This is a genomic window from Mycobacterium sp. 155 (genome assembly GCF_000373905.1).
In the GTDB taxonomy this organism is placed as follows: domain Bacteria; phylum Actinomycetota; class Actinomycetes; order Mycobacteriales; family Mycobacteriaceae; genus Mycobacterium.
This window is the reverse complement of sequence record NZ_KB892705.1, coordinates 4266771-4283878: the sequence shown is the minus strand read 5'-3', so window position 1 is coordinate 4283878 and position 17108 is coordinate 4266771. Positions and strand designations below refer to the sequence as shown.

Below are 17108 nucleotides of genomic sequence, written 5' to 3'. Positions count from 1 at the left end.
CTCCTCGCGTCCGCGGTGCTCATCGTGCCGTCCAACCACCGTCCATGGTGTACGACGCCCCGGTCACCATCCTGGCGTCCGGCGACGCGAGCCAACTTACCAACGAGCCAACCTCTTCGGGCTCGACCAGTTGCTTGATCGCGCTCTCCTTCAGCAGCACCTTGGCCACCACCTCGTCCTCGGGGATACCGTGGATGCGCGCCTGGTCGGCGATCTGTTTGGCGACCAGCGGGGTCCGCACATATCCGGGGTTGACGCAGTTGCTGGTGACACCGTGCGGACCGCCTTCCAGCGCGGTCACCTTTGACAGGCCCTCCAATGCGTGCTTGGCGGTGACGTATCCGGCCTTGTATTCCGACGCACGCAGCCCGTGCACCGAGGAGATGTTGATGATCCGTCCGAAACCGGTCGCGTACATGTGCGGCAACGCGGCCCGGATGAGCAGGAACGGCGCTTCGACCATCAGGACGAGCAGCGTCCGGAACTTCTCCGGCGGAAACGCGTCGATCGGGTTGATGCTCTGGACTCCGGCGTTGTTGACCAGGATGTCAAAGTCCAACCGCAGGGTTTCGAGCACTCTGACGTCGAGAAGGTCCACCACCCAAGACTTTCCACCGACCTCCGCGGCCACGGCGGCGGCCCCGGCGGCGTCGATGTCGGCCACCGTGACGGTCGCACCGCGCGCGGCCAATGCCCGCACGCATGCCGCGCCGATCCCGCTCGCCGCACCGGTGACCAGCGCTGTACGTCCGCTTAGATCGGTCATGCCAGTGTCCGCTCTGCGTCAGCAGCATCGATCTCGACCAGGTCGATCCCCTTGGTCTCCCGCGCGAACACCACCGAAATCAAGGTGATCAGCGAGGCCCCGGCCAGGTACCCCGCGATCGGCACCCAGGAGTCGTATTGGCGCAGCAGCCAGACCGCGATGATCGGCGCCAACGACCCGGCCACGATGGAAGTCACCTGATAGCCAAGAGACACCCCGGAATAACGCATCCGCGTCGGGAACATCTCAGCCATGATCGCCGGTTGCGGCGCGTACATGAACGCATGGATCACCAGCCCGAGTGTGACCGCCGCGACCACCGGCAAATACTTGCCGGTGTCCATCATGGGGTAGGCGATGAAGCCCCAGCAAACCGCTGCGGCGGCCCCGACGAAGTACACCGGCCGCCGCCCGTACCGGTCCGAGAGCCGACCGACCGTCGGGATCGCCGCCAGATGGGCCATGTGCGCGATGAGCAGCCACCACAGGATGTCGCTGGTATCGGAGTGCACCTGTTCCTTGAGATAGGTGATGGAGAAGGTGACCACCAGGTAGTACATGATGTTCTCGCCGAAGCGCAGCCCCATCGCGATCAGCACACCGCGCGGGTACCGCTTGAGCACCTCGACGGCGCTGAACGAACTCTCCTTGATCTGCTCGGCTTCCTGTTGCGCCGCAATGAAGATGGGGGCGTCGGAGACCTTGGTGCGAATGTAGTAGCCGATCAGCACCACGACGGCCGACAGCCAGAACGCCACGCGCCAGCCCCACGACAGGAAGTCCGCGGCCGACAACCCGCCGTAGAGCACCAGCAGCACGATGGTCGCCAGAATGTTGCCGACAGGCACGCCGGCCTGCGGCCAGCTCGCCCAGAACCCGCGGGTGCGGCTGGGACTGTGCTCGGCGACCAGCAGCACCGCACCACCCCATTCCCCACCGACCGCAAAGCCCTGCACGAACCGCAGGATCACCAGCAGGGCCGGGGCGAGATAGCCGATCTGGCCGTACGTCGGCAGGCAGCCCATCAAGAAAGTCGACGCACCTACGAGCAGCAGGCTGAACTGCAGCAGTTTCTTGCGGCCGTATTTGTCGCCGTAGTGACCGAAGACGATGCCGCCTAGCGGCCGCGCGATGAAGCCGACTGCGTAGGTGATGAACGCGGCCAGGATGGCGTCGAGATCGTTGCCGCCCTGGGCGAAGAACACCTTGTTGAAGACGAGAGTGGCGGCGGTTCCGTAGAGAAAGAACTCGTACCACTCGACCACCGTGCCGGCCATCGACGCGACGACGACACGTCGCAATCCGGTCGGAATAGGCGCGCTCATCGGCGACTCCTCGTGACGTGGATCATTGACTCTTCAAATTGTGGCCGTGCTTACAGTTCTTCGTCAGTATTCCTGCGGGACGCTCTGCCCGTAGTCAACCTCGCCATGGGTTGACGTGAGCCACGCAACACTCCACAATTATCGTCATGAACGGTCAAAACCACACAGAAGTGGTCGATCGTGCTGCCGGTTGAACGGCATGAGGCCATCATCGAGGCGGTCGGCACCGCTCAGGCCGTGAGTACCGACGAGCTGGTCCGTCGGCTGGGCGTCTCCGCCGAGACGATCCGTCGTGACCTGGCCTTCCTCGAGGAGCGTGGCGCCGTGCGACGCGTCCACGGCGGAGCCGCCGCAGTCACCGAGAGGAGGGTGATCGAGCCGTCGTTCACCGAGCGGTCGATCATCCGGCACGAGGCCAAGGCGCAACTGGCGCGCACTGCCGTCGGGCTGCTCAAGAACGGGCAGACCGTCATCCTCGACATCGGCACCACTGCCGTCGCCGTCGCTCAGGCCATCCCGCGCGGCTTCACCGGAACGGTGATCACCCCGTCGCTGCCGGTTGCCGTCGAGCTCGCCGACCGGCCCGGAATCGACGTGCTGCTGGCCGGCGGGAAGGTCCGCGCGGGCGATCTGGCCTGCTCCAACGCCCACACCAAGGCTTTCTTCGCCGACGTCTTCGCCGACATCGCGCTGCTCGGTTCGGGTGGAGTCGACGCCACGGCCGGGCTCACCGACTTCCATCTCGACGAGATCGACGTCCGGCGGACCATCATCGCCAACAGCGCGTCGAGCTACATCCTCGCCGACTCGTCGAAGCTCGGGCTGGTCGCGCCCTACCGAGTGTGCGAGCTCGCCGCCGTCGACGGCCTCATCACCGATCAGAACACCGCACCGGCTGTTGCAGCAGCCATAGAGGAGACGGGAGGTGTCGTTCTCACCGCAGGCCCTGGTGCCTGAAATGGGTGCGGGCGGCGTTGCAGCGCCGCCCGCGGACCGAGCCCTTGTCCCGAAACAGTCAATTCCAGTCAGAAAGCCCGATCCGATGACAGATTCTTCCACACCACCCGGCGACAGCAGGGTGACCGAATTCGGTTACACCGAGACCCTCGAACGATCGACGGGCCGGTTCGCATCCTTCGCGGTGGCATTCGCCTTCGTCTCGATCGCCACCGGCATCTTCACCACCTACGGCAGCGTGCTCACCAGCTCCGGGCCGATGGGGATCTGGACCTGGCCCATCGTGGTCGTCGGCCAGCTGGCCGTCGCGCTGCTGATCGGGTCCCTGGCGGCACGCATCCCCGTCACCGGCTACGCCTACCAATGGGTGTCGCGGCTGGCCAACCCCGTACTGGGCTGGATCACCGGGTGGATCTCGTTCACGTTCCTGGCCATCGTGGTGGTGGCCGTGGACTACACAGTGGCCGCCACCGTGGTGCCCGCCTTGTTCGATTTCACCGGCACTCCCGCCACCGCCTTCTTGATCACCGCCGGGATCCTCGTGCTACAGGGGCTGCTGGTCGGCCTGTCGACGAAGTGGACCGAGCGGGTCAACAACTTCGCCGTCACCGCCGAACTGATCGGCATGGTGGCGCTCGTGGTACTGCTGTTCATCGTCGGGGTGATCGCCCACAAGCTCTCGGTCGGAAACCTGTTCTCCCGCGGCGACATTCCGGCCGACGGGTACTGGAGCTTCGGTACCGCCACGTCGGCCGGGCCGTGGATGCTGGGCTTCCTACTGGGCGCGTTCACCATCGTGGGCTTCGAATCCGCGGCCAACCTCGCCGAGGAGACCAAGAAGCCGGAAATCGTCGTTCCCCGCGCCATGTGGCAAGCCGTGCTGGCGTCGGGTGTGCTGGGTTTCCTGTTCCTACTGGTGGTGACGGCCGCGGTGAACGATCCGACCACGCTGGCCCAGTCTGGCACTCCCATCGCCGACGTCATCCGGGACATCCTCGGATCGTTCGTGGGCACCGCGCTGCTGGTGCTGGTGGCCATCGCAATCTTCGCGTGCGGTCTGGTCATCCTGATGAGCGGGGTCCGGCTGGTGTGGGCGATGTCGCGGGATCAGCGGTTCCCCGGTTGGCAGGTGCTGCACAAGATCTCGCCGCGGTTCAAGACGCCGCTCAACGCCACCATGACGATGACCGCGATCTCTGCAGTCATCCTCGGCCTGTTCTCCACGAGCACCGACGCCCTGTTCAAGCTGTTCTCGGCAGCCACTCTGCTGCCCGCCATCATCTACGCCATCACGGTGGCGCTGTACATCGCGACCCGGCGCAAGCTGCCGCCGAGCAAGGGGTTCACCCTGGGCCGCTGGGAGACACCGGTTCTGGTGGTGGCCGTGGTGTGGCTGGTATTCGTGCTTTCCCTGTTCCGCGATGCCTCGTTCCGGGATCCTTGGCTGTATGCGGTGGTCATGGTGGCGCTCGGCGCGCTCTACCTGTGCTACCTGCTCGTCACGCGCGGCAGGCACGGCCTGAAGATGCCCGAGATGTCCTCGATCGACGCCGAATTCGAGGATGCGTCGTAATGACCGTCCTGGCAATCGATCAAGGCACATCGGGAACGAAGGCCATCGTCGTCGACGGCTCCGACGGTGTGGTCGGGCTGGCCGAGGTCCCGGTGCACCCGCGCTACCTCGACGGCGGTGGCGTCGAACAAGACCCCGGCGAGCTGCTGGAGTCGGTACTCGACGCCGGCCATGCAGCGGTCCAACAGGCGGGCTGCCCGATCGACGCGGTGTCGTTGGCCAACCAGGGAGAAACTGTGTTGGCGTGGGACCCGGACACCGGACGCCCGCTGACCGCCGCGATCGTCTGGCAGGACCGCCGCGCCGAACCGCTGTGCGCGGCGTTGCGTGAACACCGTGAATTATTCGCCGCTCGAACAGGATTGGTGCTCGACTCGTATTTTTCGGCACCGAAGATGGCCTGGCTGCGCCGCCACGTCGAAACCGGCGGCGTCGTCACCACATCGGACACCTGGCTACTGCACCAGCTGACCGGTGCCTTCGTCACCGACGCAACCACCGCCAGCCGGTCGTTGGTCGTCGAGCTGGGCGCGCGGAACTGGAGCCGCGAGCTGCTCGGGCTCTTCGGTCTCGAAAGCGAGCAGCTGCCCGCCATCGTGGGCAACGACGAGGTCATCGGTACCACAACGGCATTCGGCAGCGAGATGCCCGTCGGTGGCGTCGTGGTCGACCAGCAGGCGGCGCTGCTCGCCGAAGGCTGTCTCGAACCGGGAATGGCCAAGTGCACCTTCGGAACCGGCGCTTTCCTGCTCGCCAACACCGGCGACACCCCGGTGCACTCCACGGCCGGGCTGACCTCATCGGTGGCCTGGCGAATTGGCGACCAGGACACCTTCTGCGTTGACGGGCAGGTCTACACCGCGGCGTCGGCGGTCAAGTGGCTGTCCTCGCTGGGCATCATCGGCGGTGCGGAGGAGATGGACTCGGTTGCCACGGCCGACGCCAACGGGGTGCTGTGTGTACCCGCCCTGGCCGGCCTCGCCGCGCCATGGTGGAAATCGGCAGCCACCGCGACGATCTCAGGCATGTCGTTGTCGACCGGCCGCGGTCACATCGTATTGGCGGTGCTGCAGGGCATCGCCGCGCAGGTGGCCGAACTTGCCTCGGCCATCGCCACCGACTCCAATCCGTTGACCAGGCTGCGGGCCGACGGCGGGCTCACCCAGTCCAAGGTGCTGATGCAGGCAGTCGCCGACATTCTGCAGGTGCCCGTGGACGTCTACCCGTCGGCCCATGCCACCGCGCTCGGTGCCGCGGCACTGGCCGCGCTCAGCCTGCAGCCCGGCGGGACGGTGTCGGAAGTGGTCACGTCATGGACCCCGTCGGCGAGCTACGAACCCAGTTGGCAACCGGCCCGTGCCGACGAATTCCGTTCCGAATGGCGCGAACTGGCAGCCACCACCTATTCCCAGGAGACCTCATGAACACCGCCTACGACGTCGTGATCATCGGCGCCGGCATCGTCGGATCGGCGATCGCACGGGAGCTGTCTGGATACCAACTGTCCGTCGCCCTGCTGGAAGCCCGCGACGATGTGGGCGACGGCACCAGCAAGGCCAACACCGCGATCCTGCACACCGGGTTCGACGCCAAACCCGGCACGCTGGAATCGGCCATGGTCAGCCGCGGCTACCAACTGCTCTCCGAGTATGCCAAGCACACCGGCATCCCGGTCGAGCACACCGGCGCCATCCTGGTGGCATGGGATTCCGAGCAGCTCGAGGCGCTCCCCGGTCTGCGGGACAAGGCCGTGGCCAATGGCTACGACAAGTGCGAAATCGTGGACGCCGCAGCGGTTTACACAGCGGTCCCGAACCTCGGGCCGGGTGCGCTGGGCGGTCTGACGGTGCCCGACGAATCCATCATATGCACGTGGACGGTCAACCTCGCGCTTGCGACCGACGCGGTCAACCGGGGTGCCACGCTACTGCGCAGCCACCGCGTGGAACGGGTTGACGTCACACCCGACGGCACGACCCTGCACACCAGCGCCGGCCCCCTCACCGCGCGCTGGGTGGTCAACGCCGCGGGATTGGGCGCCGACGTGATCGACGGCCTGTTCGGCCACTCGCGGTTCACCGTCACACCTCGCCGCGGCGAGCTGATCGTGTACGACAAGCTGGCCCGCCCGCTCGTCGACAAGATCGTGCTGCCGGTGCCCACGGCCCGCGGCAAGGGCGTGCTCATCAGTCCCACCATCTACGGCAACGTCATGCTCGGGCCCACCTCCGAGGACCTGCAGGACCGCACCGCAACCGGAACCTCGGAGAGCGGTTTCGAATTCCTTTTGGAGAAGGGCCGTGCCCTGATGCCGCGGCTGCTCGACGAGGAGGTCACCGCCACCTACGCAGGGCTGCGCGCCGCCATCGACCACGGCGACTATCTGATCGAGGCCGACCCGCACCAGCACTATCTACTGGTCGGCGGCATTCGCTCCACGGGCCTGACCGCGGGCATGGCCATCGCCGAACATGTTCGCGACCAACTGATCTCAGCAGGGATGGAGCTGACCCCAAGGCCGACCCTGCCGGATCCGCCCGAGATGCCCAATCTCGGTGAGGCCTTCCCCCGGCCCTATCAGCAGACCGAGAGAATCGCAGCCGACCCGGCATACGGGCGGATCGTCTGCTTCTGCGAACGCGTCACCGAGGGAGAGTTGCGCGACGCGTGCCACTCCGTCGTCCCGCCCGCCGGACTGGACGGGCTGCGCCGCCGTACCCGCGTCATGAACGGTCGCTGCCAGGCGTTCTTCTGCGGCGCCGAAGTGCAGACCATTTTCGAGAAGCAACAGGAGCAAAACGCATGAGCACCACCGACGTCGCGATCATCGGCGGCGGCCCCGCCGGACTTACTGCGGCCGCCGCACTCGCCCGCGACACATCGCTCAATGTCGTAGTGCTGGAACGGGAATCAGCGGCCGGCGGCATTCCCCGGCACAGCGATCATCCCGGCTACGGTATGCGCGACATGAAGACGTTCATCAGCGGACCGGCCTACGCGCGCCGACTGGTGGCAAACGCGACCGCCGCCGGGGCCACGATTCGCACCAACACCATGGTCACCGGCTGGGCCGGCGACCGGTCGCTGGACATCACCTCGCCGGTCGGTAGGGAACGCCTCGACGCGCGCGCGGTCATCCTGGCCACCGGGGCCCGTGAACGTCCCCGCCCGGCGCGGATGATCCCGGGCGACCGGCCGAGCGGCGTGTACACCACCGGTCACCTGCAGAACGTCGTTCACCTCAAGCACGGCAAGGTCGGTCGCCGCGCAGTGGTGGTCGGCGCCGAACTGGTCAGCTACTCCGCGGTGCTCACCCTCAAACATGCCGGTTGCCAAACCGCGCTGATGACCACCGAGTACCCCACGCCCGAGTCGTATGCGGTGTTCAACCTCGCCGGTCGGACTCCCCTGCTTGGCGTCGACATCACCACCCGCACGCGGATCACCCGCATCATCGGCAAGCCCGTGGTGCGGGGTGTGGAGATCGAGAACATCGACACCGGTGATCGTCGGGTGATCGATTGCGACACCGTGGTTTTCACCGGCGACTGGATTCCCGACCACGAGCTGGCCCGCTCCGGCGGTTTGGACATCGACGCCGGCACGCTGGGTCCCGTCGTCGACACCGCCCTGCGCACCAGCCGCGACGGTGTCTTCGCGATCGGTAACCTGCTGCATCCGGTCGACACCGCCGATATCGCGGCGCTCGACGGCCGCCACGTGGCCGCCCAGGTGCGCCACTACCTCGACGGCCACCGACCGTCGCAGGAGGCCATCCGCATCCAAGCCGATGCACCGCTGCGCTGGGTCGCGCCCACCTTGCTGCGCCCCGGCGACCCCGCACCGGCGCGTGGACGGCTGCTGCTGTGGACCGATGCGTTCGTGCGTGTTCCCAAAGTGGTTGCCCGCCAAGATGGCCGGGTGATCGGCCGTAAGACGCTGCCCTGGCCGGCATCGCCAGGACGGGTGTTCCGGGTCCCGTCGAGCATCCTGCAGTCAGCTGACCCCCGGGGCGGAACCGTCACCCTGTCGTTGTGAACTCCGTTGAACCTCGTCGTCCCTGTCCCGTGCGGCGCCGGCGAGGAACGCAACCTTGCCTTCGGCGCGCCATAGTTCGCCACTCATTTATTTGATCAATCAATCAATACCGAACATCAGAAACGTAGCCCACATCTGGTTAGCCTTACCTGATAATTTCTTAGGTGCGGCTCAGCTGATGCTTGGCATCGGACAACGGACGGCGACCCCGGAAACCGCCCCGACCTCGGCTGACGATCCTTCAGCGCCTGATCAGGCACTCTTAAATCCTCTATAATGTTAGGTTAGGCATACCTATTGTTCTTCAGGTAACTCTCAGCTAACCTCCCATCGCGGCCCCAGGAAGGCCGCAGCCATTTCAAAGAGGAGATTTCCGTGCAACAAGCACTCAGCGCCGGGCCTACCGCCCCGGCAGCGGTCGGGACAGAATCGTCCAGCCGCAAGAACAAAATCGTCGCCGCAAGTGTCGCCGCCCTTGGCGCCAGTGCCATCGCCATCACCCCGGTGGCCTCGAGCCCGGCGCTGATCGAAGCGCAGCAGCGCGCGGTCCAGCTCGCCGCAGCCACCGACGCCACCAGCTCACCCTTGGATGCCTACGGTCAGCTGTTCGACAACACCGCGTCGAACATCACCAACCTCGCCGATAGCTGGGCGCTTTTCCCGGCGCTGGGCCAGATCGGGGACAACCAGTCGGGTTACCTGCAGACCATTGCCAACATGGCCAACACGGTTCCCGCCTCGTTCGAAGCCTTCTGGAACCGTCATGAAGTAGATGCCGACGGAAATGTCACCAAGAAGGGTGGTGCGGACTACCTCAACGACTTCCAGACTGCCCTGCAAGGCAACGACATCGGCGCTGCCTACGACGCTCTGAACAACCTCGTGCTGCGCGGATCCGACAACCTTCTCATGAAGCCCGTCTTCTCGGTGTTGCTCTCCAACTCGAATAACGTGGGTGTCCCTGAGCAGATGGCGCTGGACTTCGCCGCCGTGGTCGGCGTCCTGGCCAACTCGGACACCCTGTTCAAGGGCGGTTTCCAGTCTCTGTATGCCCCGCTGAGCGGCGTGCTATTCCAGCTGTCGCGTGCGGCTGGGGACGTGAGCAGCTCGACTGAGGACGGCGACCCCACCACAGCACTCAGCTCACTGGTCGACCTACCCGCCGTGCTAGCCGACACGTTCCTCAACGGCTTCGACTACAACGACGGCGACACCATCGCCCCGTGGGCCGGTCTGCTGTCCTCCAGGGGCAGTTGCACGGGCTCTTGCACGCCTGATGGTCCGATCGCGGCGTTCTTCCAGACGATCCCCAAGAAGATCGCCGACGCCATCGCCCCAGAGGCCGAAGCCGAAGCCGCCACCACGAACAACACAACCGCCCTGGCGGGGCTGTCGGGTCTGTTCGGCCAGACCAATAAGTCGGTCACGGTCAACGTCCAGCAGCTCAGCGCCGAAGAGGAATCCACCGCCAGCGCCGATAAAGCCAGTGATGAAGCCAAGGGCTCCGACGATGGCGACAAGAGCGAGAAGACCGGCCTCCGCGCCGTCAAGCAAGAGCGCCGTAGCACCTGGGGCACCCACAGCGTGAAGGTCACGCCTGCTGCTGACACCGAGAAGGCTGACAGCACCAAGGCTGACGACACTGCCAAGCCGGCCGCGAACAACACGACCTCCAACAGCTCGTGGCAGAACCGGTTCAAGAACCGGTCGACGACCAACAATTCGGCCAAGAACGAGACCAAGTCGAACTCCGCGGACGCTGATTCGTCGAACACCGAATCGTCCAAGAACAAGGGCGGCGACGACAAGAGCACTCACAAGAGCTCCTCCAAGAAGAGCTCTCCGAAGCACGCCAAGAACTAAGCACCACAACATAAACCGAGCCCCCCTCCGGAAGGAGGGGGGCTCGGTCGTTGCGGCCCACCGCAGGCATTCGGACTCTACTAGAACGTGTTCTAATGGCGACAATGTTCGGCCCGCCAAGTCGACCGGGAACGGAGCAGGACACGTCGATGCCGAACCGACAAGACGTGGAAAAGCAGACCGTCGTGCGTATTGTCTCCGACGAAGTACGCGGTACAAAGGAGTCGCCAACGACATGTCCGGCTTATCCCAGTCAGCGCGCAACGAGCCGTTCGCCGAGTCGGATTCACGACCGCGTGAGGTCATGACCGTGGCGGTTCTCGCCGAGTCCGAACTCGGTACCGAAGCACAGCGGGAGCGTCGCAAGCGCATCCTCGACGCCACCCTGGCCATCGCATCCAAAGGCGGGTACGAGGCTGTCCAGATGCGGGCGGTCGCCGAACGGGCCGATGTCGCGGTCGGCACGCTGTACCGCTACTTCCCGTCGAAGGTCCACCTGCTCGTCTCCGCGCTGGGCCGCGAGCTCGAGCGCATCGATGCCAAAACAGACCGCACCGTGCTGACCGGGGGCACTCCGTATCAGCGGCTGACCATCATGGTGGGCAAGCTGAACCGGGCCATGCAACGCAATCCGCTCCTCACCGAGGCTATGACCAGGGCTTTCGTATTCGCCGACGCCTCGGCGGCCGGCGAGGTGGACCACGTGGGCAAGCTCATGGACTCGATGTTCGCGCGCGCCATGAGTGACGGTGAGCCGACCGAGGACCAATACCACATCGCCCGGGTGATCTCCGATGTGTGGCTGTCCAACCTGCTGGCCTGGCTGACCCGACGCGCCTCGGCGACCGATGTCGCCAAGCGGCTGGACCTGGCCGTGCGACTGCTGATCGGCGACGGAGACCAACCTAAGATTTGACGGGTGAGCGGTCTTCGGCACGCGCTAGCCCGGGTAGCGCACACCCCGCGGCTCTTGGTCACCTCCGATTTCGACGGAACCCTCGCCCCGATCGTCAACCATCCGGCCGACGCGCGCCCGCTGCCCGATGCCGCAGCCACGCTCGTCGAGCTTGCCGCGCTGCCCGGCACCGCTACGGCCCTGATCTCCGGGCGGGCGCTGAGCGTGCTGCGCGAGCTGTCGGGTATGCCCGCGACGGTGCACATGATCGGCAGTCACGGCGCCGAGTTCGACACCGGCTTCGCCCATCGGATCGACACGGCCCTACTCGCCACCATCACCGCCGAGCTCGAGGCGATCGCCGCCGATAAGTCCGGGGTGGCCGTCGAAGTCAAACCCGCCAGCGTCGCGCTGCACGTCCGCAATGCCGCGCCCGGCGACGCCCAAGCCGCCCTGGCACAGGCCCGCGCGACGGCGCGGGCCTGGCCGGCCGAGTTGACCGAAGGCAAGGCCGTGCTGGAATTCGCGGTGATCTCGACGGACAAGGGCGAGGCGATCGACATCCTGCGCAAGGAGTTCGACGCGTCGGCGGTCGTGTACTTCGGCGATGACGTGACCGACGAGAAGGCGTTTCGGCGCATGCGCGACGGCGACGTCGGTGTCAAGGTCGGCCCGGGCGAAACCCTGGCCGGCTACCGGGTGCAACTTCCGGAAGACGTTGCGGCAGCCCTGAAATACCTGTTCGACGCGCGTCGCGGCTAAGCCGGCGGGCCGGACGTCCGGCCGCGCACCACCTCGGTGTCGAGCACCTCGATCACCGGAAGCCCGGATCGCGGTGGGTTGTGCAGCAACTGGCCGGCGCGCCGGCCCTTCTCGACACTGGACTGCACGACTGTGGTCAGGCCGCGGCGCAGCGCGTCGGGAATCCCGTCGAACCCGGTGACGGTCATCTGCCCGGGAACGTAAATGCCGTGTGCGCGTAGGTAATCCATCGCCGACAGGGCGAGCACGTCGGCCGTGCACATCAGCGCGGTGATCAATGGATTGACCGCAAGCGCCACTTCGGCCGCAGCGCCTCCCGAGGTCGGCAGGTGCTCGTAGCTCTCCACGACCGTCAGCGATTCCGGGGCCAGCCCGGCGGCGCTCATCGCGTCGTACACCCCGTGGATCCGCTCGCGCTGCACATGGAAATGCGGGGTCAGCACTCGATCCGGCGGTGCCGGCGCCGGTTTACCGCTCGGGTGGGGCCAGTCGCGCCCTAACCGCATGGTGAGCAGACCGATGTCGCGGTGGCCGAGTTCCAGGACGTGCTCGGCCAGCCGGCGCATGGAACCACGATCGTCGATGCCGACACGTGACACCCCGGGCACATCCTTGGGCTGGTCGACCACCACCATCGGCAGGTGACGCTGCCGCACCACGGGCAGGTACGGGTCGTCGTCGGACGCGGAGTACACCACGAAGCCATCGACACCCGCGGACAGCACCGCGGCCGAACCCTCGTCGAGCGTGCGGTTCGGCCCGACCGCCACCAACAGCAGGCCCTGACCGGCCGCCTCACACGATTCGGCCAGTCCGGCAACGAAGTCGAGTGCGGCGGGATCACTGAACGAGTAATTGAGCGGCTCGGTGATCATCAGCCCGACCGCCCCGGCCTTGCGGGTGCGCAACGATCGCGCCACCGGGTCGGGCCCCGCGTAGCCGAGACGCTTGGCGGCGTCGAAGATGCGCTCCCGCAGGTCCGCCGACAGCTGATCAGGGCGGTTGTAGGCGTTGGAGATCGTGGTGCGGGAGACGTTGAGTTCCGCAGCCAGTGAGGCCAGGGTCGCCCGCCGCGGCGGATGGGGACTCCTAGGCATGCTTTCTGAGGCTAGCCGATCAACGCCCCGGTCTCGCGTGCGGCACGCGCCGCGAGCCACACCGCGAGCCAGCATCCGCAGGCGATGGTCACGATCAGGAAGCTCGGCGGCATGTTGAACACCGCCGATACCGCCAACCCCACCCAGACCGACACGAGGCTGATGCCCGTCGAAATCCCCATCGCCGCCAACGGCCTGGCGGTCAGCATGATCGCCGTCGCCGCCGGAGTGACGACGAGCGCGAACAACAGCAACGTGCCAACGGCCTGCACCGCCATGGTGACCGCGACTCCGAGCAGTGCCATGAACAGGATCGACAGCGCCTTGACCGGCACCCCCTTGGCTTCGGCCACCGGCGCGTTGACCGAGGCGAACAGCAGTGGACGGTAGATGAATCCCATCGTGGCGGCCAGCAGTGCCAGCAGCGCCGTGAAAGTCAACAACTGCTCACCGGTGATCGCCAGCAGATTCCCGAACAGCACATTGGTCATGGTGGATGAGTTCTTGGTGGCCAGCGAGTTGAAGAAGAGCCCGAATCCGGTGGCCAGTGCCAGCACGGTGCCGGTCGCTACCTCACGGTCCCCGGCCCGTTTCCCGAGTGCCCCGATGACCAGCGCCCCGCCGACGCAGAACACCCCGAGCCCGAATCCGACCGGCAACCCCAGTAGGAAGGCTCCGGTCGCCCCGGGCAGGCCGATGTGGGCCAGGGCGTGGGCGGCGAACGCCGTGTTCCGCACGATGATGAAGTAGCCGATGAGCCCGGCGGCGAGCGCCACCAACGTGCCACCGATCAGTGCATTGCGCATGAACGCCGAGGTGAGGATCTGCCACCAGTTCTGCTGGTAGCCCAGCGCGAGAACAGTCACTGCCCGCTCCTCATATACATCTTGCCCTGCAGGGTGTTGGCCACTTGAACCTTCGTGCCGTACAGGTGGGTCAGCAGATCGGCGTCGACCACCTCGTCGATCGCAGCGTAGTGAGCATGACCGTCGAGCAGGTAGATGGCACTGTCGAGGACCGACAGCAGTGGGTTGAGGTCGTGGGCGACAACGAGAATCGTCACACCGAGATCGGCGTTCAGACGGGCCAGCAGGCCCACGATCTCATGCTGGTTACGCAGGTCCAGCGCCGCCAACGGTTCATCGAGGATGAGCATCTTCGGATGTCCCACAAGGGCGTTAGCCAGGGCGATGCGCTGTCGCTGCCCGCCGGAGAGCTGCGCGAGCCGCCGGTCGGCGAAATCGGTGGCCTCGACCCACCGCAGCGCGTCGTCGACCCTGGCCATGTCGGCCCGAGTCGTGCGACGCAGTCCCCAGCGACGCCCGGTGAGCCCGAGCATCACCGCGTCCCTGGCCCGGATCGCCTCCCCCGCACCCGCGACATAGTCCTGCGGCACATAGCCGATCAGATCGTTGTTCTCCCCTGGCTTACCGCCCAGCACCCGCACTGAACCCGATGCCGTCGGCAGTAGGCCCAGCACGAGCTGGAGCATGGTCGATTTGCCAGAGCCGTTCGACCCGATCAGCGCGACGATGCCACCGGCCGGGATCTCGAAGGTGCCTTCCGACCAGATCAGCCGTCCGCCGCGCACCACGCTGACATCGTTGAAGATCAGTGCGGGCGGATCGGCTGCCGGTCCGCGGTTGGAGTCTGGTGTCACGTCTGGATCTGAAGGGCTTTGGCAAGAGCGGTGAGTTGGTCCACCTGCCAAGCCTCGAACGACTTCGCTCCCGGCGCCACCGTTTCGGTGACTTCGACCACCGGAACTCCTGCCTTCTCGGCAGCGGTACGGATCTGCTCTGGCACCGACCCTTCGGTCTGAGTGTTGTAAATCAGCACGTCGACGCCCTTGTCACTCAGCAGCCGCAAGAAGGCGTCCAGGTCGGCAGGTGAGGGATCGGTCTCGTTGGACGACGCCACCTGATAGCCCTCGGGCGTGCGGTCAGACAGCCCGAGGGCGCCGGCCATGTCGTCGAACACGGTTTCGGTGGCGGCGTAGGTCTTGCCCGCACCCTTGGTCTTGATGGTGTCGATGAGCTGGTTGTAGGGCTTCATCTGGTCGGTGAATGCCGAGCGCCGGCCCTGGAAATAGTCCTTGGCCTGCGGTGCCAGATCGCTCAGCTTGGCCGTGACTGCATCGGCAACGGCCGTCACAGTGGCCGGACGGTACCAGGCGTGGGGATTGACGCCGGCGCCCTCGCCGCGGTCGAGATCGATGGCGTTGACGACGGGCGCACTCGCCGCCGAACTCGCGGCCAGCTTCGCCGCCCACTCGTCGTAGTGGCCGCCGTTGATGACGACCAGTTGGGCACCGGCGAACTTGGCCGCGTCCGACGGCGAGGGCTCATAGTCGTGCGGGTCGACCGACGAACTGGCCAACACGGTCGTGACCTTGGCGCAGGCCCCGCCGAGGTCGGAGACTATGTCGCCCCACTGATCGACGCTGACGACGACGTCAACCGGCGTGGTCGGGCAGTCACCCGCGGCGGCGGCGCTTGTCGACGAAGCGGTCTCGGTGCCGGAGCCGGAGCAGGCGGCCAGAGCGAAGGGTGCGGCGAGCAACACAGCGGCGGCCGTGGCGCGCAGTGTGCGGGGCAAGGTGAGGTTCACGGCGATAACGATAACCGTTTGCATTAATCCGCGCACTCCCGGATCATCTCGTATTGAAAATCATTTTCATTAAGGAGCTTGATGACCCCCTTGCTACCCGTCACGGTCCTGTCCGGCTTCCTCGGCGCAGGCAAGACCACGCTGCTCAACCACATCCTGGCCAACCGTGACGGCAGACGCGTCGCGGTCATCGTCAACGACATGAGCGAGGTCAACATCGACGCGGCCCTCGTCGCCGGGCAGGGACACCTCGATCGCACCCAGGAGAAGCTCGTCGAACTCACCAACGGCTGTATCTGCTGCACGCTGCGCGAGGACCTCATCGAGGCCGTCGGTGAGCTGGCCCGGCAGAACCGGTTCGACCATCTGGTGATCGAGTCGACCGGCATCTCCGAACCCATGCCGGTCGCGGCGACGTTCAGCTGGGAATTCGAGGACGGCTTCAGCCTGGGTGCACTGGCTCGATTGGACACGTTGGTGACAGTCGTCGACGCGTCGACGTTCCTGACCGAGTTGGCCAGAGGCGAAGCGCTGGCCGCCCGCGAGATGACCGCGGGACCGGGCGACGCACGCAGCGTCGCCGACCTGCTCGTCGATCAAGTCGAATTCGCCGACGTCATCCTGCTGAACAAGACCGATCTGGTCGGCGAACAGCGGCTCGGAGCAGTCGAGGCGGTAGTGCGCCGGCTCAATCCCAAGGCCCGACTCATACACACTGACCACGGCGTCGTCGACCTCGACGAAGTAATGAACACCGGCCTGTTCGATCCGATCGCCGCCGCGGCGGCACCAGGCTGGGACGAAGAGATCGCCGGCGGACACACGCCGGAGACCGAGGAGTACGGCATCGGCTCGATGACGTTTCGCTCCGACCGGCCGTTTCACCCCCAGCGGCTGGCGGCGGCGCTCGATCAGATCACCGGCCTGCTGCGCAGCAAGGGTTTCTGCTGGATCGCCAGCAGGCCGGCGATCGCCGCGATCTGGTCGCAGGCCGGCCCTAACCTCGTCATCGAGCCCGCTCAGTTCTGGTCGCGCACCGAGGTACCGGCAAGTCAGGAAATCGTGTTCATCGGTATCCGCATCGACCGTGACGGGCTCGACGCCCTGCTGCGCGGCGCGCTGCTGACCGACGACGAGCTGGCCCTCGGCGAACAGGCGTGGCTGCGCTACCCCGATCCATTACCGGAGTGGAGCGTCACGCACGTACACGCCCCCTAAGCTG

At 66.1% G+C, this 17108-nt stretch carries 15 protein-coding genes; 9 read left to right on the top strand and 6 right to left on the bottom strand.

The window, feature by feature from the left end; genetic code table 11:
- Positions 1-19: 19 nt before the first annotated feature.
- Both B133_RS0120430 and B133_RS0120425 read right to left on the bottom strand, forming a co-directional pair.
- Complete coding sequence (locus B133_RS0120430; protein WP_018603674.1) at positions 20-766, bottom strand: 3-hydroxybutyrate dehydrogenase; 747 nt, start codon at positions 764-766, stop codon at positions 20-22.
- The gene (locus tag B133_RS0120425) at positions 763-2091 is read right to left on the bottom strand and encodes an MFS transporter (RefSeq protein ID WP_018603673.1); all 1329 of its coding nucleotides are present in this window, start codon (positions 2089-2091) and stop codon (positions 763-765) included. Before B133_RS0120425 ends, B133_RS0120430 begins: the two co-directional genes overlap by 4 nt.
- Positions 2092-2271: 180 nt before the next feature.
- Between B133_RS0120425 and B133_RS0120420 the strand changes: the two genes are divergently transcribed.
- The 8 genes from B133_RS0120420 to otsB all read left to right on the top strand — a co-directional run bounded on the left by B133_RS0120420 (position 2272) and on the right by otsB (position 12179).
- A complete protein-coding gene (locus B133_RS0120420) occupies positions 2272-3048 on the top strand; it encodes a DeoR/GlpR family DNA-binding transcription regulator (protein ID WP_018603672.1) in 777 nt (258 codons plus the stop codon).
- Between the two features lie 85 nt (positions 3049-3133).
- A complete protein-coding gene (locus tag B133_RS0120415) occupies positions 3134-4621 on the top strand; it encodes an amino acid permease (RefSeq protein ID WP_026256686.1) in 1488 nt (495 codons plus the stop codon).
- The gene (locus B133_RS0120410) at positions 4621-6045 is read left to right on the top strand and encodes an FGGY family carbohydrate kinase (RefSeq protein ID WP_018603670.1); all 1425 of its coding nucleotides are present in this window, start codon (positions 4621-4623) and stop codon (positions 6043-6045) included. The genes B133_RS0120415 and B133_RS0120410 overlap by 1 nt, the downstream gene beginning before the upstream one ends.
- The gene (locus tag B133_RS0120405) at positions 6042-7427 is read left to right on the top strand and encodes an FAD-dependent oxidoreductase (protein ID WP_018603669.1); all 1386 of its coding nucleotides are present in this window, start codon (positions 6042-6044) and stop codon (positions 7425-7427) included. Before B133_RS0120410 ends, B133_RS0120405 begins: the two co-directional genes overlap by 4 nt.
- Positions 7424-8659, top strand: a complete 1236-nt coding sequence (locus B133_RS0120400) for an NAD(P)/FAD-dependent oxidoreductase (protein WP_018603668.1) — start codon at positions 7424-7426, stop codon at positions 8657-8659. The genes B133_RS0120405 and B133_RS0120400 overlap by 4 nt, the downstream gene beginning before the upstream one ends.
- Positions 8660-9034: 375 nt before the next feature.
- A complete protein-coding gene (locus tag B133_RS0120395; RefSeq protein WP_018603667.1) occupies positions 9035-10522 on the top strand; it encodes a hypothetical protein in 1488 nt (495 codons plus the stop codon).
- Positions 10523-10832: 310 nt separating this feature from the next.
- On the top strand, positions 10833-11438 hold the full coding sequence (kstR, locus tag B133_RS0120390) for a cholesterol catabolism transcriptional regulator KstR (RefSeq protein WP_198291095.1): 606 nt from the start codon (positions 10833-10835) through the stop codon (positions 11436-11438).
- A gap of 3 nt (positions 11439-11441) precedes the next feature.
- Positions 11442-12179 carry a trehalose-phosphatase gene (otsB, locus tag B133_RS0120385; protein WP_018603665.1) on the top strand — a complete coding sequence of 246 codons (738 nt, stop codon included), beginning with the start codon at positions 11442-11444 and terminating at the stop codon, positions 12177-12179.
- On the opposite strand, the gene B133_RS0120380 is transcribed toward otsB, so the two are convergent.
- Genes B133_RS0120380 through B133_RS0120365 form a run of 4 tightly spaced genes read right to left on the bottom strand, consistent with a single transcriptional unit; the run spans position 12176 to position 15910 of the window.
- Entirely contained in the window at positions 12176-13276 is a 1101-nt protein-coding gene (locus B133_RS0120380) for a LacI family DNA-binding transcriptional regulator (RefSeq protein WP_018603664.1), read from the bottom strand. The two genes, otsB and B133_RS0120380, sit on opposite strands and share 4 nt — an antisense overlap.
- 11 nt (positions 13277-13287) lie before the next feature.
- The gene (locus tag B133_RS0120375) at positions 13288-14082 is read right to left on the bottom strand and encodes a metal ABC transporter permease (RefSeq protein ID WP_232423379.1); all 795 of its coding nucleotides are present in this window, start codon (positions 14080-14082) and stop codon (positions 13288-13290) included.
- 56 nt (positions 14083-14138) lie between these two features.
- Entirely contained in the window at positions 14139-14936 is a 798-nt protein-coding gene (locus tag B133_RS0120370) for a metal ABC transporter ATP-binding protein (RefSeq protein ID WP_018603662.1), read from the bottom strand.
- Positions 14933-15910 carry a metal ABC transporter solute-binding protein, Zn/Mn family gene (locus B133_RS0120365; protein ID WP_018603661.1) on the bottom strand — a complete coding sequence of 326 codons (978 nt, stop codon included), beginning with the start codon at positions 15908-15910 and terminating at the stop codon, positions 14933-14935. Before B133_RS0120365 ends, B133_RS0120370 begins: the two co-directional genes overlap by 4 nt.
- Positions 15911-15967: 57 nt before the next feature.
- Between B133_RS0120365 and B133_RS0120360 the strand changes: the two genes are divergently transcribed.
- Positions 15968-17104, top strand: coding sequence for a GTP-binding protein (locus B133_RS0120360; protein ID WP_018603660.1), 1137 nt, complete (start codon positions 15968-15970; stop codon positions 17102-17104).
- The last annotated feature ends 4 nt before the right edge of the window (positions 17105-17108 follow it).